19 protein-coding genes, 6 tRNA genes and 1 pseudogene are annotated in these 21,879 nt (G+C 34.3%); 16 read left to right on the forward strand and 10 right to left on the reverse strand.

The genetic code is table 11. The features are described from left to right. Positions 1-3: 3 nt before the first annotated feature. From QZ138_RS03895 to QZ138_RS03930, 8 genes are all read right to left on the reverse strand, one after another. On the reverse strand, positions 4-843 hold the full coding sequence (locus QZ138_RS03895) for an ABC transporter ATP-binding protein (protein WP_292886440.1): 840 nt from the start codon (positions 841-843) through the stop codon (positions 4-6). A gap of 8 nt (positions 844-851) precedes the next feature. Then, positions 852-1,616 (reverse strand): ABC transporter permease, encoded by a 765-nt coding sequence (locus tag QZ138_RS03900; RefSeq protein WP_292886443.1) that lies wholly within the window; start codon positions 1,614-1,616, stop codon positions 852-854. A gap of 62 nt (positions 1,617-1,678) precedes the next feature. Next, a complete protein-coding gene (gene hisE / locus QZ138_RS03905) occupies positions 1,679-1,969 on the reverse strand; it encodes a phosphoribosyl-ATP diphosphatase (protein ID WP_292886446.1) in 291 nt (96 codons plus the stop codon). Then, positions 1,969-2,772 (reverse strand): CBS domain-containing protein, encoded by an 804-nt coding sequence (locus QZ138_RS03910; RefSeq protein ID WP_292886449.1) that lies wholly within the window; start codon positions 2,770-2,772, stop codon positions 1,969-1,971. Before QZ138_RS03910 ends, hisE begins: the two co-directional genes overlap by 1 nt. 12 nt (positions 2,773-2,784) lie before the next feature. Next, the gene (gene gatB / locus QZ138_RS03915) at positions 2,785-4,137 is read right to left on the reverse strand and encodes an Asp-tRNA(Asn)/Glu-tRNA(Gln) amidotransferase subunit GatB (RefSeq protein WP_292602135.1); all 1,353 of its coding nucleotides are present in this window, start codon (positions 4,135-4,137) and stop codon (positions 2,785-2,787) included. A gap of 149 nt (positions 4,138-4,286) precedes the next feature. Then, entirely contained in the window at positions 4,287-5,054 is a 768-nt protein-coding gene (locus tag QZ138_RS03920; protein WP_292886452.1) for a phosphocholine cytidylyltransferase family protein, read from the reverse strand. An 11-nt stretch (positions 5,055-5,065) separates the two neighbouring features. Next, positions 5,066-6,037 carry an NAD(P)H-dependent glycerol-3-phosphate dehydrogenase gene (locus QZ138_RS03925; protein ID WP_292886455.1) on the reverse strand — a complete coding sequence of 324 codons (972 nt, stop codon included), beginning with the start codon at positions 6,035-6,037 and terminating at the stop codon, positions 5,066-5,068. A 43-nt stretch (positions 6,038-6,080) separates the two neighbouring features. Continuing rightward, positions 6,081-7,061 carry a radical SAM protein gene (locus tag QZ138_RS03930; RefSeq protein ID WP_292886458.1) on the reverse strand — a complete coding sequence of 327 codons (981 nt, stop codon included), beginning with the start codon at positions 7,059-7,061 and terminating at the stop codon, positions 6,081-6,083. Positions 7,062-7,252: 191 nt separating this feature from the next. Between QZ138_RS03930 and QZ138_RS03935 the strand changes: the two genes are divergently transcribed. The 8 genes from QZ138_RS03935 (at position 7,253) to QZ138_RS03970 (ending at position 9,101) form a co-directional block, all read left to right on the forward strand. After that, positions 7,253-7,325 (forward strand) — tRNA-Asn (locus QZ138_RS03935). A gap of 5 nt (positions 7,326-7,330) precedes the next feature. Further along, positions 7,331-7,404 (forward strand) — tRNA-Ile (locus QZ138_RS03940). A 25-nt stretch (positions 7,405-7,429) separates the two neighbouring features. After that, positions 7,430-7,504 (forward strand) — tRNA-Glu (locus tag QZ138_RS03945). Between the two features lie 55 nt (positions 7,505-7,559). Beyond that, positions 7,560-7,642, forward strand: a tRNA-Leu gene (locus QZ138_RS03950). A gap of 35 nt (positions 7,643-7,677) precedes the next feature. Further along, positions 7,678-7,753 (forward strand) — tRNA-His (locus tag QZ138_RS03955). Positions 7,754-7,848: 95 nt separating this feature from the next. Then, positions 7,849-8,259: a Holliday junction resolvase Hjc gene (gene hjc / locus QZ138_RS03960; protein WP_292602123.1), complete on the forward strand. Its 411-nt coding sequence runs from the start codon at positions 7,849-7,851 to the stop codon at positions 8,257-8,259. Between the two features lie 51 nt (positions 8,260-8,310). Then, positions 8,311-8,436: transfer RNA gene (locus tag QZ138_RS03965), tRNA-Trp, on the forward strand. Positions 8,437-8,495: 59 nt separating this feature from the next. After that, positions 8,496-9,101, forward strand: a complete 606-nt coding sequence (locus QZ138_RS03970; protein ID WP_292602119.1) for an MBL fold metallo-hydrolase — start codon at positions 8,496-8,498, stop codon at positions 9,099-9,101. On the opposite strand, the gene QZ138_RS03975 is transcribed toward QZ138_RS03970, so the two are convergent. Both QZ138_RS03975 and QZ138_RS03980 read right to left on the reverse strand, forming a co-directional pair. Continuing rightward, positions 9,090-9,740, reverse strand: a complete 651-nt coding sequence (locus QZ138_RS03975) for a TrkA family potassium uptake protein (protein ID WP_292886461.1) — start codon at positions 9,738-9,740, stop codon at positions 9,090-9,092. The two genes, QZ138_RS03970 and QZ138_RS03975, sit on opposite strands and share 12 nt — an antisense overlap. Positions 9,741-9,794: 54 nt before the next feature. Beyond that, positions 9,795-11,228: a TrkH family potassium uptake protein gene (locus tag QZ138_RS03980; RefSeq protein ID WP_292886463.1), complete on the reverse strand. Its 1,434-nt coding sequence runs from the start codon at positions 11,226-11,228 to the stop codon at positions 9,795-9,797. Between the two features lie 66 nt (positions 11,229-11,294). On the opposite strand from QZ138_RS03980, the gene QZ138_RS03985 reads away from it, so the two are divergent. The 8 genes and pseudogenes from QZ138_RS03985 (at position 11,295) to QZ138_RS04020 (ending at position 21,878) form a co-directional block, all read left to right on the forward strand. Next, positions 11,295-12,359 carry a UPF0104 family protein gene (locus tag QZ138_RS03985; protein WP_292886466.1) on the forward strand — a complete coding sequence of 355 codons (1,065 nt, stop codon included), beginning with the start codon at positions 11,295-11,297 and terminating at the stop codon, positions 12,357-12,359. Positions 12,360-12,436: 77 nt separating this feature from the next. After that, positions 12,437-13,299: pseudogene (fhcD, locus tag QZ138_RS03990) on the forward strand (formylmethanofuran--tetrahydromethanopterin N-formyltransferase). Between the two features lie 239 nt (positions 13,300-13,538). Beyond that, complete coding sequence (locus QZ138_RS03995; protein ID WP_292886469.1) at positions 13,539-13,955, forward strand: PadR family transcriptional regulator; 417 nt, start codon at positions 13,539-13,541, stop codon at positions 13,953-13,955. 157 nt (positions 13,956-14,112) lie between these two features. Beyond that, the gene (locus QZ138_RS04000; protein WP_292886472.1) at positions 14,113-15,879 is read left to right on the forward strand and encodes a hypothetical protein; all 1,767 of its coding nucleotides are present in this window, start codon (positions 14,113-14,115) and stop codon (positions 15,877-15,879) included. Between the two features lie 250 nt (positions 15,880-16,129). After that, positions 16,130-17,332, forward strand: coding sequence for a hypothetical protein (locus QZ138_RS04005; protein WP_292886475.1), 1,203 nt, complete (start codon positions 16,130-16,132; stop codon positions 17,330-17,332). Between the two features lie 133 nt (positions 17,333-17,465). Further along, positions 17,466-17,753 (forward strand): hypothetical protein, encoded by a 288-nt coding sequence (locus QZ138_RS04010; protein ID WP_292886478.1) that lies wholly within the window; start codon positions 17,466-17,468, stop codon positions 17,751-17,753. A 153-nt stretch (positions 17,754-17,906) separates the two neighbouring features. Then, positions 17,907-19,742 (forward strand): Ig-like domain-containing protein, encoded by a 1,836-nt coding sequence (locus QZ138_RS04015; protein WP_292886481.1) that lies wholly within the window; start codon positions 17,907-17,909, stop codon positions 19,740-19,742. Positions 19,743-20,066: 324 nt separating this feature from the next. After that, entirely contained in the window at positions 20,067-21,878 is a 1,812-nt protein-coding gene (locus QZ138_RS04020; RefSeq protein ID WP_292886484.1) for a hypothetical protein, read from the forward strand. Position 21,879 lies beyond the last annotated feature (1 nt).

The following is a 21,879-nucleotide window of genomic DNA, read 5'->3' on the forward strand; positions in this document are numbered from 1 at the left end:
GGGCTATTTTCTCCTTCTCTTTTTCTTGGTGTCGCCTTCGGCGTTTGTAACATATGCATCACAAACTTCATCTGAAGGCCCTTCCATAACGATCTGTCCGTTTTCAATCCAAATGCATTTATTGCAAATCTTTCTGATTTGATTGATTGAGTGGGATACGAGCAATACGGTAACTCCTTCGGACATAAGCTCATTGATCTTTTCGGAACTTTTTTTCCTGAATTTGATGTCTCCAACGGACAGTATCTCATCGACAATCAGGATATCAGGTTCTATTAAAGTTGCAATTGAAAAACCGAGTTTTGCTCTCATACCTGAAGAATAGTTTTTAACGGGATAATTGATGAAGTCCCCAAGTTCTGAAAACTCAACTATCTCATCAAATTTTTCATCAAGGAAATCTTTATCCATACTTAAAAATGCACCGTTTAGGTAAATATTATTTTTACCTGTGTAATTCTTGTCAAAACCCGCACTTAACTCCAATAAGGGAGCCACTTTACCGTTTATTGTAATCTTTCCATGAGTCGGTTCGTAAATTCCGGCCAATATCTTTAAAAGAGTACTTTTTCCGGCACCATTGAATCCTAAGATTCCAAGTTTGTCCCCCTTTTGCACATCAAAGGAAATGTCATTTAAAATTCTAATCTTTTCCTTTTCCTTTTTGTTGCGCTTAATGGTTCTGATAACATATTCCTTTAGAGTGTCAATCTTGTCTTTGCTGATTTTGAATTCCATAGATACATGCTCTACTCTAACGGCAACATTATCTTCAATCTGGTTATTATATGAGTCGCTTGAGGATCTATTAAGTAATTTTTTTATTTTTCCTATTATACTCATAATAACACCTATAATTCTAAAACTAATCTTTTATCGTAAATGTGGAATAATAATAATCCGATTCCTAATGTTGTTAATGCAAATGTGCCCAGATACAGTAGCATTGAAATGTCAGGTATTGTTCCGTATACGCATTGTCTAAAGCAGGACATTGCACAGTAAACCGGGTTTAAAGTAAACAGAATTTGAACCTGGGCAGGAACGATTTCTATTGGATAGAACATTGCGGATGCATATAACAGCACTAATGTGAATACATTGTACAGGTAACCTATATCAGTGAAATAGGTATTGCAGACCGCTAAAATCAATCCCACACCAAATACAAGCACAACTAAAAAGACAATTGGTATAATTGTAAATATTAATGTTATATGGAACGGTGCGCCTGTTATTATCATAACTCCGAAGAGTATGGCAAATGAAATTAGGAAATTTACGAATTCGTAACATATTGAGCTCACGGCAAACATACGTTTCGGAACATAAATCTTTTTCAGGAGACCTGCATTCTTTCTAATGGAGTTCATAGCTCCTTTGGTTCCATGGTTGTAGAAATCAAATGCCAATCTTCCCGCCAAGTAGTAGACAGGATAGTTTTGGATATTGTGTCCAAACAGCATGGAAAATATTGCTGTGAATACTAACATAGTTAGAAGTGGGTTAAAGAAACTCCAAAGGATTCCCAAAACTGAATCCTTATATTTTGAAGTTAAATTCTTTTTAACTAACTCCTTTAGTAAAAATTTTTTTTCCGAAATCGTATCAAACATTGTAATTACCAATATTTTTCAATTAACTAAATTTATGTTATATTCTATTAATATAATTTAACTTATTTTCGCCTTCTGGCGAATTCTTCAAATATTTCATCAAGTTCTACACCTTTATAGACTAAAAGCAACAATGTATGAAATATCAGGTCAACAGATTCATATACGAGGTTCTCATCATTTTTGGAAGCTATCAACACTTCCCCTGATTCTTCAGCTATTTTTTCAAGTATCTTATCTTCTGCTTTTTTGTCGCTGTCTTTCATGATGTTGGAAGTGTATGAATCAATGGGATTGTCCCTTCTTGATTCTAATACTTCATAGACTTCTCTTATGATTTTGTCATTGTCCATTAATCGTCACCTTTTGATTCTTGGTCCTGCATGCTTTCGGTAAGTGCAATCAAAGGATGTTTGTCATCATCAATGATTTCGATGTCATCAAAGGTTCTGATTCCTGCCTTGTCTGCAGTTTTTTCCATACCTAACTTGATGTCAGTGCCTAAATCAACAACATATGAATCAACGGTTTCATAGCCTCTTTGTGTTGAAGCAACAGCTCTGTGGTGACCGTCAACTAAAATCCATCTGTCACCGGTTTTTACAACAATTGCAGGTTCTGCCAATCCTTTTTCTAACTCATAAGCTCTTCCTTCCAGTTCGTCAGCATAAACCCTGTCCTGTGTAGGTCTTAATTTTTTGGTTTCAACAGGCATATGCCTTAAAGTTGTTTTGATTCCATAAAGCTGTTCCATTGTTTTTTTGAAGTATTCCACTTTATTAGGGGTTGATCTTTCGATGTGTGAACGAACCATATCTGTATTTGTGATAATGCCCACGAGTGTTCCGTCAGTATCCACAACGGGCATTCTTGAAATGCCTCTTCTAAACATCACTCTTGAAGCATCATTTATTGATAAGTTTTGATTAGCGACGACTAATTTTGTACTCATTATTCCAGAAACGGTTTCTGAATCTTCTTTAGCAACGATATCGAATGCGGTTACCATTCCCACCAGCTTTCCATCTTTCACTACAGGGTAACTGTTGTGGTGACTTTTCTGCATTAGCTTTATAATGTCAGTGGTTTTAGTTTCTGGAGAAACGCTAATAACATCTTTAGTCATATAATCTTTAACAAAAGATTTTTTTCCCATTTAGCTTTCCTCCTATTCTATATTCTCTTTTAAAAGTTTAACTGTTTCTCCTGGATCAGCTTTTCCACGAGTTAATCTCATCACTTGGCCAACTAAGAAGTTTAAGGAAGCTTTTTGACCAGCTAAGTAATCGTCAACGGCCTTTGGATTTTCGTCAATTGCCTGTTTTACTGCAGCCAACACTTCGTCATCTTTAACAACACCAAGCAATCCTAACTCTTCGGCAATTTCTTTTGGAGACTTTTCATTGTTTGGCATTTGTTCGATAATTTTATGGCCTGCCTTTGCGGTAATTTCTTTATTTTGAAGCATGTTTAAAAATTCGATTAAATCCTGGGAGCTGATTCCACTGTCTGCAAAGTCTAGCTTGTTGTATGACAATACTCTTTTAAGTTCGTCCCTCATTACTTTTGCAGCAAACTTGGAATCGACTTCTTTTACAACTTCTTCATATGCGATAGCCAAATCCAATTCTGAAGTCAGTACTTTTGCTGATTCTTCATCAATGCCGTAATCTTCAACAAATCTTTTAACCTTATTGTGTGGAGCTTCAGGCATTGTGTCCAGAATCCTTTGGATTGTTTCATCGGAAATTTTCATCGGTGGCAGGTCAGGATCTGTGATGAATCTGTAATCGTCAGCATCTTCTTTCATCCTCATACCTACAGTAATCATTTGGGATTCGAGGTATGCACGGGTTTCCTGTTTTACTTCAACTCCTCTTTTTTCAAGGTTCTTTTGTCTTATGAGTTCAAATTTCAATGCTTTGTATGCACCTTTTATGGAGTTGATGTTTTTCATTTCAACCCTGTTTCCTCCATTGATGGAGATGTTTACGTCTGCCCTCATGGTACCTTCACCACGGCCTCCTCCACTGTATTGTATAACACGGATTAACTCTTTTAAAAAGTTCCTTGCTTCCTCTGGAGATTTTATGTCCGGTTCTGTTACAATTTCGACCAATGGAATTCCGGAACGGTTGAAGTTTACGGTACCTCTGTCCGGCTTGAATTGACCTGGGTCTTCTTCTGCGTGAATTTCCCTGATTCTGATTCCGTTCAATTCGCCGTTGATTCCGATAGGAACTGAGGTCCTCTGATAACCGGATGGCAGGTCAGGATAATCGTAATGTTTTCTCATAAAATAAATTACGTCTTGGTCTATTTCACAGTTGAGCATTAATGCAATCATCAATGCATTTTCAAGAGCTTTCTCATTTGTAGGATGTGGTTTTGCACCTGGTTGATTAAGACAAACTGGACAGATGTTTGTGTTAATAGGTGCGTCCTGATAGTTTGTAGGACAATCACAGAATAATTTTGATTCGGTTTCTAATTGTACGTGGATTTCAAGTCCACACATCATGTCAACATCGTCACTAATAATAATTCCTCCCTTATAGGGTAATTTTTATATTATCATTATATTTGTTTAAAGCGATTTATAAATATTGTTGAAATTAATGTATTTTTCAATGATTTGAAAAAATAAAAAAAGAAATAAAAATTAATGAATTAGTTTTCAAATTCATCAATTAATTTTTGAGCTTGATCCCAGTCGTTATGGTCATCAATCTCGGTCCATTTAAGTCCGTTTGTTAAAACATAATCAATCGGACTGATTCTGCTTAATGTTTTGAATGCAAAATCGTAGTAGTTTTGTTTGTCTTCATCCATCAGGTCCTCAAGAATCTCATTGAATTTGGAAAGGTCATTTTTGGAGACTTTTGAAACTCCGATGAATTCTCCTGTGGAGCTTGCAATGTCAATCCCTTTGCCGATTTTTGCAATGGTTCCGTTTGCAATTGTCTTGTCTTCGTTGAATGTTTCATTTTCAATGATCAATTTAAATGATTCCTCATTCAGGTCTTTGAAATTGTCCACAATCAGACTGGTATTTTCCCTTTCAGCTATTCTTGTGATGATTTCAGGGTCAACTACGTTGTCTCCATTGATTAATATGAAGTCATCCATCTGATTTTCTTCAATGTATTTGCTTGCAATGTATGTTGAGACTGATGTATTTGTAACGTCGTACTTTTCGTTTTCCAGGATTTTTATGTTAACTGAATATTTTTCTTCCAGTTTAGGAGCCAAATCAATTACCTTCTCCTTATTGTATCCGACGATTACAATGAATTCTTTAATGTCTTCATTCATTAGGTTTTTCATCATTCTCTCAAGCAAAGTCATTCCATTAACTTCAAGCAAAGGTTTTGGAATTTCTTTTGTAAGGGGCATCAATCTTGTACCCATTCCTGCTGATAAAATTACTCCAATCATTTTTTCACCTTCTATTCTATTTTCTCCCATAATATATCGAATGCTTTAACAGGGTTCATTCTTTCAATAATAACGTCATAAACGAAATCCACAATATTACTGTTGATGTTTTTGTTGGCGCAGATGTCTTTCACCGCTCTGATTGAATTCTTTCCCTCAAACACTATTCCGCTTGCGGCCTCATCGATGATTAACCTCTGGCCGTATAGGATTCCGAGGGTATGATTTCTACTTTCGGTAGAAGTTGAAGTCAAAATCAAATCTCCAAATCCGCAGTATTCATGTGCGGTTTCTGAAACTCCTCCGAATGCTTCAATAATTGTGATTGTGTCTTCAAAACTTTTTGTCAGGATTCCATATCTTGCATTCTCATTAATTTTCATACCTTCACAGATTCCATTTGCAATCGCATTGATATTTTTCAAAACGCCGCAAAGCTCGATTCCTCTGATGTCATCAATGATTTTGACTTTGAAATGTTTGGTGGTTAGGACTTCCTTAACCTTTTTGGAATTTTCCGGGTTTCTTGATGCGATATTTGTGAGGGTAGGTTGCTTTATCATGATTTCTGATGCAAAATTAGGGCCGGACAATACAACATATTCGTTATTGAAATATTCTGAGATTAAATCCCCCATTGTGTTTAAGGAAGGATATTCAATTCCTTTAGCGGTTGTAACAAGTATGGTATCATTTGAAATCACTTCCTTTAAGCTTTTTAAAGTTGGCCTAAATGCAGAAGAGGGAATCGCTAAAAATATGATTTCGCAATCAATCAAATCGTTCATGTCTGTTGTTGCTTTAATATTGTCATTCAATTTTCTGTTAGGATAATAGTGCGTATTGTATCCCATATTGTTAATGTCATCACATAATTCCTGTTTTCTGACATGTAATAATAATTGGTCAACATTTTCACTGATTGTCTGTGAAAGTGCAGTACCTAGAGAACCAGCACCGATAACGCCTACTTTCATTGTCATTATTACACCTTGTTTTAATTTATTATAATAGTATATATGATAATTAATATTTATTTTTTAAAGATTCTTTAACATATCGCTTAATGAATTTATCCAAATCAGGTGAAACTTCACTTTTCTCAGGCCCCAATTGTGTTTTGTCGGTAAATGTTCCTTTCAATTGTCTTCCGGCCCATTTGACTTCTTCCTCAACTCTTTTTCCGTATTTTGTGCCGAACATTTTGAATAATGGGAATTTGGTTATTCCATTGGCTCCGCTTAGAATCAGTATTCCAATGTTTGCCAGATTATCGATCCATGTTCCGCAGATTATCTCGATATCTGGAAAAGCAAGCCTGACTTGGGCTACAACCTGCGCATAGTAAAGTGAGGCAGGCTGGGAAGAGTTGGCATATACCGTTTCCTTATGGGGGTTAAGCGAATAAAAAATCACCCTGTCTATTTTATGTTCTTTGATGTAGTCGATAACGTAGTCAACATCATCCAAAGTTTCTCCAAGACCTAATATTATTGTAATCGCCTTTTTAAATCCCAAATCGTCTGCAACATCCAGCATATTGCTGATGTCTTCTAACTTTTTTGATGGACAGACTCTGTTGTGAATTGAGGGATTGGCGACTTCCACGGCACCGGTTATTCCTTTAATCTCTGAGCCGAACTCGGCCAAATCATCAGTAATTCCGGTATTCAACCAAACGCCGTCTCTGGTAATGTCTTTAATTGTGGTTGCAATCTCTTTGATTTCCTGTGTTGTGAATGATTCGTATCCTCCTGATAAAAATTCGATGTTCCAGTCGAGACGTCTGCACATTTCAGCTTCAGCATAGATGTTTGAAACATTTCGCCTTGCTTTTTTCGGATCTTTTATTTTGTCCTTTTGTGTGGACATATAGCAAAATGCACAGTCTCCCTTATCGCACCACCAGGAGAGGAACACTGCTCGCTCAAGAGTGATTAAATCGCCGTGATTTTTTAAAGTGCTTTCATTAGCTTTTTTGATTAGGTCGAATATGTTAGAATCCATGGTAGTATATTTGTCCTTAAAGTTTATATACTGGTTGGAATTAATATTTAGAGTGTACTTTGATTTTTCATTATATTTTTGAAATAATCAAAACATTTATATACTATGTACTGCATAGTTATTATTACTGTTTAAAGTCTTTTGATTTTTAATCATGGGCAATATTTGGTTAAGTAAGATGGGTGTCTTATGCCATCGTAGCTCAGTAGGTAGAGCGTTCGGCTGTTAACCGATTGGTCACAGGTTCGAGCCCTGTCGATGGCGCTTTTGGGCCCATAGCTTAGCCAGGTAGAGCGTCCGGCTCATAACCGGAAGGTCATGGGTTCGAACCCCATTGGGCCCATGTAAAAAATTTCATATGTGTATTTGCTCCGGTGGTGTAGTCCGGCCAATCATTTCGGCCTTTCGAGCCGAAGACTCGGGTTCGAATCCCGGCCGGAGCATTCAAAAAATTTGTTAAGATTTTTAATGGTTTCTATGTATCCTTACTTTTTATAAGCGGGGGTGCCCGAGAGGCCAAAGGGGACAGGCTTAGGACCTGTTGACGCAGGTCTACCAGGGTTCAAATCCCTGCTCCCGCACTTTTAACAATTTTTTTATATAATTTATCATAAATGCCGGGGTAGGGTAGGCGGTCATCCTCCGGGACTGTGGATCCCGGGACTCGGGTTCGAATCTCGGCTCCGGCCCCATTTATAAAAACTATTTTTTTTCGATATTACTTTTCAAATGCTCTCTCATTTAGTTTATATAGGGTTAGATTTAGATTATTTAATAGAGTGTTATCATGGCAAAAAAAGGATCTGCTGAAGAAAGGGATTTGGTACATAAATTATGGGAAAGAAATTTTGCTGCAATGAGAGCTCCAGCTTCTGGAGGTGCAACTAAAAGACCTTTACCTGATGTTTTGGCTGGAAATGGCAAGATTTATTTGGCTATTGAAGTTAAAACGACTACCAAGGAAAAAATCTATATTGAAGAGGAGCAAATTACTTCGCTTTGTGAGTTTTCAAAAATATTTGGTGCAAAGCCATATATCGGAGTCAGGTTTAAATATACTAAATGGCTATTTTTAGAACCTCAAAATACTCCTAGGACCAAAAGCGGAAATTATCGTGTTGAAAAAGATTATGCACTTGAAAAAGGCTTTGAAATTGATGAGATAGCTGGTATCGATAAGCAAATGAAATTTGAATAATTGCAAATATTTATATATTATTAAAGTAAAATTTATTACTGTATGTTATGTGGGGTTATGGTGTAACCTGGCAGCATCGGGGACTCCAGTTGTCTTAACAGTACTTGTTGTGATGAACAATTGGAGTACTGAGGCAAGAGACATCCCCGGATTGGGGTTCAAATCCCTATGACCCCATTTTTATACAAAACTTTTTTTCAAAACTTTTAATTACTTTCTTGATTATATTATCTTTCATGAGTTCGATTGTTTTTATAATTGGTTTTAATTACGATTCAAATTGCTTTTTAATCAACGATAAAATTTTAGTTGACACTGGCGCTGGCCAGAACAAGGATTATCTATTCTCCAAACTTCGCGAAAATGGTGTTGAACCGGAAGATATTGAAATGATTGTAAATACCCATTGCCATTTTGATCATATTGGCGGCAATCATTTCTTCCCTGACGCTAAGATTGCGGTTCATAAGGTGGATGCGATTTCAATGAAAAATAAGGATACTCTGGGAACCTCCCTGTCCGCTTTTGAAAATGAGGATAACTCAAGGGTAGATATTGAACTGGAAGATGGGGATAAAATCGAGGATTTTGAAGTAATCCACACTCCGGGACATACCGGTGGCGGAATATGTCTTTGGGATGGTGAAAATTTGATTTCAGGAGACACCATATTTGCCGGTGGCGGCGTTGGCAGAACCGACATTGGCGGTGATTACCAGGACATGAAAAACAGCGTTAAAAAATTAATGGAATTAGATGTTAAAAACATCTATCCCGGTCATGGTCCGATAGTTGAGAATAATGGAAAAGAGCATATTAGAATGTCTTACTCATTTCTCTAGGTCTTTGGATACTTTTTTCATAGTTCCACCTTTAACGAGTATGGAAACTTTTTCCCCAGGGTTAATCACGTTTTCAGGTTGTGGGATTACAAGTTTTCCATTCTGATAGGTGGCAATAATGATGTAGTCTTTTGTAGGTGACACTTCTTTAAAGCGTTTTCCGATGACTTTATCATTTGTTATTGTCATTTCGACAATTTCAGCGTTACCTTCCCCGAGGGTTGTAATTTTTGATGCTCTCGGATTCATAACAAATTGCGCAAGGTCCCTTGCTGCACTGATTTCCGGACTGATTACCTTATCGATTCCTACTTCTTTAAATGCTTCTTCGTGCTCGGGGTTACTTACACGTGCAACAATAGTTTCAACATCATATTTTCTAACTATAATGCATGATAAAAGGTTTGCTTCATCGTTTCCGGTTGTTGCAATGAAGAAATCCGCATCTTCGATGTTGGTTTCCTCAAGTAGCTTGGAACTGGTTCCGTTTCCATGAATGACCAATGCATCGAGTTCTCCTGCAATTTCATTGCATAATGTCTCATTACTTTCGATTAAAGTGATGTCTGCCCCGGTGTCAATTAATAAATTCGCAAGGGCAAGTCCTACACGACCTCCTCCCATAATTATCGCATACACAATATCGCCTCTTAAACAATTGATAATCAATATATATTTTATGATAATATAAATCTATCTTTTAAAAATTTCAAAACCGGCCCTTAGGGTAATCAATACAGGATATATTTCCAGCCTTCCGGTCCACATGTCAAACATGCTGACTACTTTAAGCACAGAATCCAGATGATAATTGATTATTCCAAGGTCTAAACCGTTGTTTCCCTGAAGGGACATTGCCGCAAACAGGCTTTTGAATGGGTCGTAGCCGAATAGGCAGAACAGTGCCCATGTAAACATGATAAACATCATGTAAAGGGTTATGTAGCTTCCTGCCTGTGCAATCGCTTTTTCCGGGATGGTGTGTCCGTGTAATTTGACAGGCACCACTCTTCCGTCCGGAGATAGGATTTCTCTGATGTGGCGGTATATTCCTTTAAAATAAGTTATCATACGCACAAGCTTGATTGCACCTACTGTTGAACCGTTGGATCCTCCAGTCAGCATCAGGCACATCAAACAGATTAAAACGAAAGGTTGCCATCCTGCCATTGCTGTAGGTGATGCTACGCTTGCTCCTGTTGTTGTCATTGCAGACACGACTGTAAAAAGCAGTTCGATTGGAACAATGTTTGAGACAAAATAAAGCATTAAGGTAACCACTGCAATGACTGTTATGATTATTTGGAATTGCAAATCTCCAAGCAATGATTTTCCTTTTGTTTTTATGACCTTATAATGCGCCAAAAAGCTTGTGGCACCTAAAATCATCAAAACGATTGAAATCAGGTATATGAGGTTATTATGATAGAATCCCATATTTGCGTTTTTGATGCTCATTCCTCCTGTCGAAACAGTATGGAATGTATTGCAGATGGAATCAAACAGGGGCATTCCTGCAATCAGATACAATATGACTCCTGCAACTGTATAAATTGCATAAATCTGAATGGTTTTTTCCATTGTTGCTTTGATACTTGGCTTGATACGGTCTTCACGGGCTTCTGAGTGATATAGCTTTGATGAAACGCTGCCCGGTTTTGTTAAAACTGCAATTACCATAACAACTACTCCAAGTCCTCCAACCCACTGTTCAAAAGCTCTAAAAAATAGTATGCTGTGAGGTAATATTTCCACATCCATGAACATTGTGATTCCGGTACCGGTCAGGGCAGACATGCTTTCAAAAACGCCGTCAATGATCGGTATGTTGGTTGCTAATGTAAAAACAAAACCTCCAATAAGACTTGCCCATAGCCACGCGAAAGCTGATATTATCATACCATGCTTGAAACGTATCTTCTTGTCGATTTTTTCTTCAAAATATTTTAGTCCAAAAACGCCCAATAATATCGAAATCAATCCAGGAATAACAAAACTGAGAATATCAAATTCAAAATAGATTAAATCGAATATAAGTGGAATCAAGCACATTATGCCTATTCCTATCATTAAATATCCTGAATTTTTCGCAACAATCAGCAAGTCCGTTTTTGTAATATATTTCATTAATTAAATTTTGAACAAATTTCTATATAAATTTATAAGTAAGTAATAGAATAATTATATATTACTATGGATAAAAAAACCGTATTTTTATTGGGTGTGAGCATAGCAATATTGGCGGTTATGCTATATTTTGTGGGCATAGACAAAGTTATTGAAGCTTTAAAGATCGCCAAATGGGAATATATTGCTATAGGTATCGCCATGCAAATTTTCACTTATTATCTCTACACATTGCGTTGGAAAATATTAAATGATGTGGCAAATATTAATGTTGGCATAAAAAAGTTGCTTCCGATGGTTATGGTGGGTCTTGCAGTTAACAACATCACACCTTCCGGCCGTGGTGGTGGAGAACCAGTAAGGGCTTATATTTTATCTCGCGAAGAAAATTATCCTATGGAGGAAACCTTCGCAACTGTTGTGGCTGATAGGGCATTGGATACATTTCCATTTGTTGTTTTGGCGGTCATGACAATCATTGGAGTGAGCTTTTACTATAATTTCAATAAATGGCTGATTGTTGTCATGACTTTAGCAGTCATTGTAATAGTCATTATATTGGCAATCATTATTTACATGTCCATTAACCCGAATTTCGGAAAAAGGGTTGAGGGTTGGATAATCGGTTTGTCTAGAAGGTTTTATAAGAAAAATTCCGAAGAGTTTGAAGAAAAAATCCATAAGACCATCCGTGATTTTCAAGGTACAATGAGAGACATGATATATAATAAGAAGGTTATGTATTATGCATTGCCTTTGTCATTTGTAATTTGGTTTTTTGAAATATTCAGAGTCTATTTTGTATTTTTAGCATTTGGAGCCAATATCAATCCTTTCGTTATCGGGCAGGTGTTTATTATGGCTTCATTAGTTGGAATGATTCCTTTGCTTCCTGGAGGAGTGGGCGCTGTAGATGGAATCATGGTCGTCTTTTATTCAGCTGCAGGAGTAACAGCATCAATTAGTATGGCTGCAACTCTTATTGAAAGGTTAATTTCATTTTGGATGGCTATAATAATTGGTTTATGTATTTTACCTTATTATGGTACCTCTGTTTTGGATAAGATATCCGGTTCTTCATCTGACGATAAGCTTGAAGAGTCATCTGAAGATGGTCCGGCAGATAAATAGAAAACTTTATTTTAATATATTATCATAAATTTATTTATCACAAAAAATTTAAATTTTAAAAAAATTTTGGTGAAAATATGGAAATTAATGGCGTAGAAATACAAGATACCTTTGCTGAAGGTTTTGGAATTAAGCAGCTACTAAACATTTAGCTAAAATTGCAGCTACTGAAGCTACCGGATTTGCTACTTCAGTTATCGGATGTCCTGCAGAAGCAGGTATTGACCAATATGTTCCTCCAACTGAATCCCCAGATGGAAGACCAGGTTATGCAATTATGATTTGTCACATGTCCAAAAAAGCTTTAGGCGGACAAATCATGGACAGGATCGGACAATGTGTTTTAACCGCTCCTACCGCAGCAGCATTCAATGCTTTAGAAAGTGAAGAATCTTTCCCAACCGGAAAACAACTCAAATTCTTCGGTGACGGATTCGAAACTGAAAAAGATGTAAACGGCAAAAAAATGCACGTTATTCCTATCATGTCCGGTGAATTCTTAGTAGAAGACGAAATGGGATGCAAAGACGGAGTAGCTGGTGGAAACTTCTTCATCATGGCTGACAGTCAAATGGCTTCTATCGTTGCTGCTGAAGCTGCTGTTGATGCTATTCACGCTGTTCCTGGTGTAATCACTCCTTTCTCTGGTGGTATGGTTGCTTCCGGTTCTAAAACTGGTTCCAAATACTCTTTCATGAGCGCATCCACCAACGAAAAAGAATGTGTAACTTTAAAAGATCAAGTAGAAACTGAATTACCAGAAAATGTATTCGGTAATATGGAAATCGTTATTGACGGTGTAGATGAAGAATCCGTCAAAGCCGCTATGAAAGCAGGTATTGAAGCTGCTTGTCAAGTGCCTGGTGTTATTGAAATCGGTGCTGGTAACTACGGCGGAAGCTTAGGTCCTTACCAAATCCACTTACAAGAATTATTCTAGAGAAATTAATTTTTCTCTATCTTTTTTTTACTTTTTTTATAAAAACTGTATAAATTTTCTTTTTTTTTTAAAAATATGGTCCAAATTATCAGTTAATTAAAGTTTATACTATTTTTAATAATATTAGTTTATATATATTTTTTTATAAATCCTTAATTGATTATTAATCATTGTTTTTTTAATAATTTTAATTTATTGAATGAATTAACTGGTTATTTATTTTTTTAGGAAGAAAAAATATGTCAAAGAGAGAAAAGTCACATAATGTTCAGAAAAATTATTCCAAAGTGGTAAGTAATAACACTGTGATTAAATCATATGTAAATGGTATGTCCCGTTTTCTAATTTTGTGGGTAATCCGATATAATAAATTGATTCATGGCTACGGAATATTAAAGGAATTGGATAAATTTTTCATGATACTTATTGAGGAAGGATCTCTTAAGAAATCAAATCCAAGTAACATTTACCCTATTTTAAATAGGATGGAGGAATCTGGATTAATCACTAGCGAGTTTAAAATGAAGAATAATAAACAACTGAAATTTTTCTCAATCACTGAAGATGGAGAGTACTTGTTGGAGTATTTATACTCCCGTTTTGATTTAATTCATAGTAATCCTCAATGGAGATTATTATTTGGCGATATGGATTAGTATTTCAAATTCAGTATACTTAAATTAATAATATTAGTATAATTATTCTTTTTTAAAATATTTAATGTAACTAATGTTTTAAAATGAAATTATATCAACATTAGTTATAAATAGCCGGTATTGAAGTTATTTATTGATCGTATTAAATGTGATTTTAATGAAATTTAAAGGATTTTTTTTGGTTAGTATCATATTACTAACCATTTTGACAGGATGTGCTGTAAGTGCCTCTGATGAAATCTCAGACAACAATCTTACAGTTTCTGAAACATTTGATGATGCAATTGAAACATCATCAAATGAAGACGTTGATGAAATTTCTCAAGATGAATCTGAAACTGGAGACGTCTTGGATAGGGATAATGATAAGGATAAGTTAATGGTATCCTCTTTTAAGAACATAGAAAGTTTTGAAAAAGGTGTGTTTCATGGTGAAATTTCAAAGGAATGCACTCCTGAGTTTTACTTTAATCTGTACTCCTCTGAAATGAAGAATGGTAATGTATTAATTTTCTTTGATGATAATCTAATATTTAATGAAACATTTGATCCTCTTATTAATTATGATAATGAACCTGATTTTCCGGCATGTGCTGTTCAATTGATTAGTTTAAGTAAATTAAAATCATTGGACTATAAGGATTATTTGGTTTCTGTCAAATATGCTGAAAATAATAATGAGCTTCTGATTCATCAAACACAAGTATCTCGTTCTTATACATTCGGTTTTGAAGTAGGAGTATTGGATGAAGATGCTTTAGGTTTTACTGATGAAATGGATGTAGTTTCTATGGAAGATGATTATCAGTATGCAATTTGGGGGAGCGATTTTAATTTTAAAGTAATTTTACCAAATAATCATAGAGGTAACTTAACTGTTGTTTATAATGGCAAAATTTTGAATTACATTAAATCTTATACAGATGCATATGATTTCAATATCGCCGCATCTGATCTTAAATTCGGTAAAAATCAACTTTCAGCCAAATACAGTGGGGATGATAAATATCCTGAAAAAACTATTTATTTAGATTTTGAAACATTGCCAAGTTTTACAATTCCTAAAAACGCCGTTGAGGATAATAAATGTATTGTTTCCATAAATTTAACAAAATCTGCAAGAGGTAACTTTAATGTTTACTCCGCTGTTACTGACGGTTTTAAATTAAATAAAACTAATCTAATTAAAAGTCAAAAAGTTTCAAATGGAGTTTCAAGTATTGAAGTACCATTAACCGATGACGAAAATTATTTTTATTTGGAATATACTGATGATGATTATTCATGGGGTAGTTTTTACATAGTTGAAGCGGAATATGATTTTACTCCGTTTGAATTAGATGTTTCCTATAAAAATGAAATATTAATCAACGATTCATCAAATTATTTCATCGTTGATCTTTCTAAAAAGGTTAGTGGAAAATTATCCCTTTATATTGATGGATTCTTCATAAAAGATAAGAAAATAACCAGTTATACTCATTATTTCTTAATGAATTCTCCTGAATATAATCTGACTCTGGGTAAACATAATTTTGAAATAAGATACTCTGGTGTTGACAGTGACTCTGTTAGTTTTAATGGTACTTTTAGTATAATTTCGCCTTCAGATAATCAAAATAAAGTTTCATCAGTTAAAAAAGCAGATAAAATAACTTTAACACTTAAAAAGATTACAGTTAAAAAATCCGCTAAAAAACTGGTTTTAAAAGCAACATTAAAAATCAATGGTAAGGTAGCTAAAGGTAAGATAATAATCTTTAAATTTAATAAAAAAACTTATAAGGCCACAACCAATAAGAAAGGCGTAGCTAAAATAATTATCAAAAAATCAGTTCTAAAAAAACTTAAAGTTGGAAAAAAGGTCAAATATCAGGCAACTTATTCAAAAAATACGGTTAAAAAGACAGTGAAAGTGAAATAACTTTTTTTGACTTTTTAACTCCTTTATTCTTTTTTTAATAATATTTGTTTATATTTTAGTTGAAATAAATAATGTTATAAATATCTTTAATTAAAGCATATTTTTTTTGTAAGTGTGTAAATGGCATACTTTCAAATTTAATTTATAAAAGGAAAATTTTTCAAAAATTATTTTGAATAAAATAGTATGTTGTGGATGTGAAAATATTATTAGAAAATTATTTTTAATTCTGTTATTTGCCGTTTTAAGCATGGGCATAGTTTCTGCTTCAGAAAATATTACAGTTGATGATTTGGCGATGGAAGAGGATTTGGCTGGGGAACTTAATATTGATGGAGATGATTGTGTAGAAAATCCTTCCGGAAGTGATTTTTTAGAATCTTCATCTGATGATGTTTTAGAAAAAGGTAAGCAAAAAACAATTATCACTTTTGAAGAGCGAGAAAAATATTATGTTGGTTCAACAATTTCTTTCCAATTAAAATCAAGTTCCGGTAAAGTTTTATCCGATAAATATATAGATGTTACTTCAAATGATGACAAAATGAATGTTACAACTGATGATGAGGGTAAAATTTATTTGGATCTAATTAGGCCTGATGAAATTTCTTTATCAGTTTCATTTAATGGAGATTCCAAATATTATTCATCATCACTTTCAAAAACTATCACTGTTTTGTCTACTATAAAGATGGATAAACTTACTAAGATTTATTATGGTGCTATTGAGTATACTTCAACATTTTATGATACCGATGGAAATTTATTAAAAAATTCAAAGGTCTTTTTACTAGTTGATTCAAATTTATATTCTAGAACTACAAATGATAATGGTGTTGCAACATTAATTGTTCCAATAAAGAATGGTAACCATATGATTTATGCATATAATCCTGTATCTGATGAGCATGCTGAAAAATCTGTAAAAGTTTTTAATAGAATTTCTGGAAATAAAAATTTGAAGGCGTATTTTGGTTCTGGAACCTATAAAATAAGAGTTTTTGATGATAATGGAAATCCGGTAAAAGCTGGTGAAAAAGTCACAATCAAAATTGACAATAAAAAATATGTTGTAAAAACTGATAAGAAGGGTTATGCAAAGTTGAAAATCACTTCTCAACCTGGAAAATATATTATAACTGCCAGTTATAAAGGATTTGAAGTAGAAAATAGTCTTAAAGTCAAGCCCATTTTAATACCTAAATCAGTAAATATTAAAAAATTAGGTAAAACATTTAAAATCAGTGCTAAATTACTTAATGGTAAAGGTAAACCGGCACCAGGTAAAAAAATCACTGTAAAATTCAATGGCAAGAAATATAAAGCAAAAACCAATAAAAAAGGTATTGCTAAGTTTACACTTAAAACCCCTCGCAAACTGGGAGAATATAAAATAAAGTATAGTTGTGGCAAAGCTAAAGCATCATTAACAGGTACTTTGTATCGTAGTTAGGCTTTATTTTTAAAATTTATATTTTCCTCTTTTTTTTTTATAGGCGTGGCGACCGAAACAAATGTTGGTCAAAATCCTGTATTTAAGGTAAATGTTCCAAATGATGCCGGGGGAACAATATTCGTAATAATTAATGGAAAAGGATACAATACTTATTATTTTGCAAAACTGTATCATTGGAGATGCCTGGGCTTGCGACGGAACATACACTGCATTTGCATCTTATAGTGGCAATTATAATATCCATGTGTTTCAAAAACAATTACATTTACAAAAACCGGCCAAACCCGATAAGAAAGGTGTTGCCGGGGTCACCATTAAGAAATCTGTTTTGAAAAAACTTAAGCTTGGTAAAAAAGTCAAATATCAAGCAAGTTATGACAAAACAACCGTTAAAAAGACAGTTAAAGTGAAAAAATAACTTTTTTTGAGGGGAAATTCTTAATTTCCCCATATTTTTATTATTGATTTAATAATATTTATTTATCAACGGTCTTTAACAAAAAACCTAATTGTAACAATAATGTTACAATTTAAGCAATTAGCTTAAAAGTAAATTTTGTAAGGTAATCATATGAAATATAATAAGCTATTTTTAGTTAGTTTGGCTATACTGGCTATTTTTATGTTAGGTGCTGTTAGTGCAACTGATGATATTTCAGTTGATAACTCAACAGTTGAGGAAAATACGCTTAATTCGATTGAAGAAGTAAGTGATGAGGTTGGATTAGGTGAAAATGAAGAAAATGATTTGCTTGAATCCACTTATTCTGAAGAGGTTGTTTCTGAAAAGGAATCGCTATCTATGGATGTGGATATTTGGTGGGAAAGTGAAATGGGGGGCGTAATCGATGAATTCTCTCCAGGTTATAGTTCTGATAAATATGTGAAAGTATCCTTACCAAAAAAAGTTAATGGAACTTTATCATTATATATGGATGGTAAATTCATAAGTGATAAAAATATTACTGGAAAAACACATTACTTTAATGTAAATGTTGATGATATTGGGAAGCATATTGCTGAAGTGAAGTACTCTGGTGATAATCAATATAGCGCAAGTTCTGCATCAACTACTTTTGAAATTGTTTCATGTTATATCCGTTGTACTATGGATATTGTATATTCTGCAAGTAATGAATATTTGGGTGTTTATGTTTATGGACCTACAAATAACCCCAATCCTACTGGAGATATTGTGGTTATCATTAATGGAAAACGTTATGTGGCTCCAATAATAAGAGGTAATGCATTTATTAAGTTAGAAAGTCTTGATTTAGGGCTTCATAATGTTCATATTGATTATTTAGGGGATAATAAACATGCTCCTCGTTCACTTGATACAATAGTTAATGTATATCCTAAAATTTCCATGAATAATGATATTGCATTTAATGAGAATAATGAAGTCTATTTGGAATTGCCTGCTGATGCTAAGGGACATTTAGTTGTTAAAGTTGAGGGTAATGTTGTTGGTGATGTACCGTTAGTTAATGGTTATGCTAGTGTGTCATTAAATGATTTTAGAAAATTTAATCAAGAATTAGAAATTGAAATGGAATACACTTCAGATGATTATGGTGTTGATTCAGTTGATATTAACTTTAGAGTTACTCCTCAAATAGATTTAGAACGGGATATGATAATTAATCAAAAATACACTTTAACATTCACTCTTCCAAATACTTATTCCGGTGATTTGGAGTTGGAGGTTCCAGGTTATGATGAAATTATCAAGGAAAAAGTAATTAATGGAAAGGCATCTATTGACTTTTTAGCTAAAGAAATTGGTAATAAGGTTATTGAGCTTAATTATTATGATGACTCTGGAGAGAATTATTTTGACTTTTATTCAATTTTTGTAGGTCCTAATCCAAATATGGTTGCTACAATTGATTCAAAAGCAGGTAATGATCCTGTAGTTAAAGTAAATGTTGCAAATGATGCTGGAGGAGCAATATCTGTAATAATTAATGGAAAAGAATACACCAGTTCTTATTTCACAGGCAAGGGTTCTTTAACCATTCCTGGACTTGCTGACGGAACCTACAAGGCGGTTGTAACTTATAGCGGAGATTATAAGTATCCTGCTGTTAGCAAAACCATCACTTTCAAGAAAACAAGCAAGGAGAAGGTGTCCTTAACCTTGAAAAAGGTCAAGGTCAAAAAATCCGCCAAAAAGCTTGTTTTGACTGCAACACTAAAAATCAACAAGAAAGCTGCCAAAGGTAAAACAATCAAATTCAAGTTCAACAAGAAAACCTTCAAGGCAAAAACCAACAAGAAGGGTGTTGCAAAAGTCACCATCAAGAAAAAATTCTTGAAAAAGCTCAAAGTAGGAAAAAAGGTCAAGATTCAGGCAAGCTATGGCAAAACTGTCAAGAAATTGACCGTTAAAGTCAAAAAATAAATTTTTTTTAGGAGTTTGTCTTGAACTCCTTCTATTCTTATTTTAATAATATTTTCTTATAAGCTATTTTTTACAAAATTTTAATTGTAACATTTCGTTACATAACCCTTAATTTAAATTTAAGTTAGTTGAAAATTGTGATTTGAATATTAGTTCTTAATATTCATTTCACTTTTAAATACTATTTTTTGCCGTAAATGGCGATTTAACTTGCGGATATTGTCTAAAAAATACATCACTCGGAAGTCAGAAATTAAGGATTTCTTCGATGTTGGCGAAAAGTGGAAAAACATTAAAATAACATTTATTATAAAAGGTAATATCATGGCATATGATAAAAAATTTTTAATAGTTCCGATATTTCTTTTAATTCTTTTAACTATTGGGATGGTTTCGGCCAGTGAGGATATTGCACTGGACAACAATGTCTCCTCTCAGGACATTTCCGAAACCCAAATAATCGAGGAGATTGATGACAATGCAAGCGAATCAACGCAGGCAATAGAGGATTCGCCGGGCATTGCAGACACTAAAATTGAAACAAAGGATGTTAAGACTTACTACAAGGAAAATTCTGAACTGGTTGCCTATTTAAAGGACTCCAACAATCAGCCAATTGCAAACAAGAAGATTCTCATTTCCTTAAACAATAAGAATTATGATAAACTTACCGATAATTTGGGCAAGGTTATTTTAAAGCTTAATTTGAATCCTGGAACCTACACTGCAAAAATCAGTTTTGCAGGAGATAGTGACTATGCTGCAAGCAGTACAAATGCCATTGTTAAGGTCAATAAGGCATCCCTGCAAATAAATACTAAAAATTTTAAGACGTATTTTGAATCAGGATTTTATTTCAAGGCAAAGGTCATCAATAAGGTTACTAAAAAACCTGTTGAAGGGGTCAAGGTGGCATTTAAAGTTTATAAAAACAATAAATATCGGACCTACTGGGCAACTACCGATTCCAAGGGTGTTGCAAAATTAAAGAAAAATCTTAAGGCAGGTTCATATAAGGTAGTAACCTCCGTTAAGAAAAGCAAGAATTTGAAGGCCAAAAAGTCAAAGGCAAAATTGACCATCAAAGAGACAGCTGAAATGGGCTGCAGTTCCCTATTTTTGCAGGTTGGCAAGTTCGAGTCAGTTGCCGCTTTCAGAAGGGATGCGACAAATGCCAAATTGCTGCACATTGTCAAATATAAAATAAACGGAAAGGCTGCAATAAAGCAATATAAGACCAACAGCTACTTTTTCCATCTTGTGACAACAGCAGATGGCTGGATGTTTGGAACCGGAGGGGCAGACAATCCCACTGTCAATCATGCTATAGAAAAGCTTGCAGGAAAAATAGTCAAGTTAGGCAAAATCAAAAAATCATACCTCAGAAAAATTCAAAGTTATGAAAGAAGATTGTCCCTCGGTCATTTTTCAATCAAGGCTCCAAATGGTGAGTATGGCCTTGTCTGGAGTGGCAGTATCATTAAAGGCAAATTAAAAAAGGGTGAGTTTATTGATGTTCCTAATGTTCGCTCTTCCTTTAGGCATGGAAATTGGGCAAAATTATCTAAAAATCCTGCAACTGCTGCAATCAAGGCTGCCGCAACCGATTCATATGGGGTCAACAGAAGGGATGTGACTGCATTCCATTGGAAAGCGACTACAAAAGAGGGCAAAACGACTTCCACTTTAAAGGTTTATGTTGCAAATGATAACGGCCGTTTGGTTGGAAGAAGCACAGGAGGCCTTATGGATGATGTAAAATTCAAGGGGGTTTTCTTCTCAAAATATCATTTGCCTAAAACACCTTCCAAATTGCTGCTTGGCACTCACAAGTTTGGAAGCATTGACAAGTTAATCAAGACACAAACCAAGGTTAACGCTCCAAAACTGACCATAATTCAAAATGAATCTAAAACTTTTGATATAACAGTTAAGGATAAGAAAACCAAAAAGCCAATCAAGAATCTCAAGCTCAAGTTGAAAATTGGCAAAAAGGTTTATACAATCAAAACAAACTCTAAAGGAGTTGCGAAGTTCAATACTAAATCATTGGATGAGGGAACCTATAAGGTTGCAATCTTCTCCGGAGATGATAGGTATTATGTATCCGCTAAAAGTACAATTAAAATATCTTGAT

The sequence above is a fragment of the Methanobrevibacter sp. UBA212 genome, assembly GCF_905233225.1.
GTDB lineage: Archaea > Methanobacteriota > Methanobacteria > Methanobacteriales > Methanobacteriaceae > Methanocatella.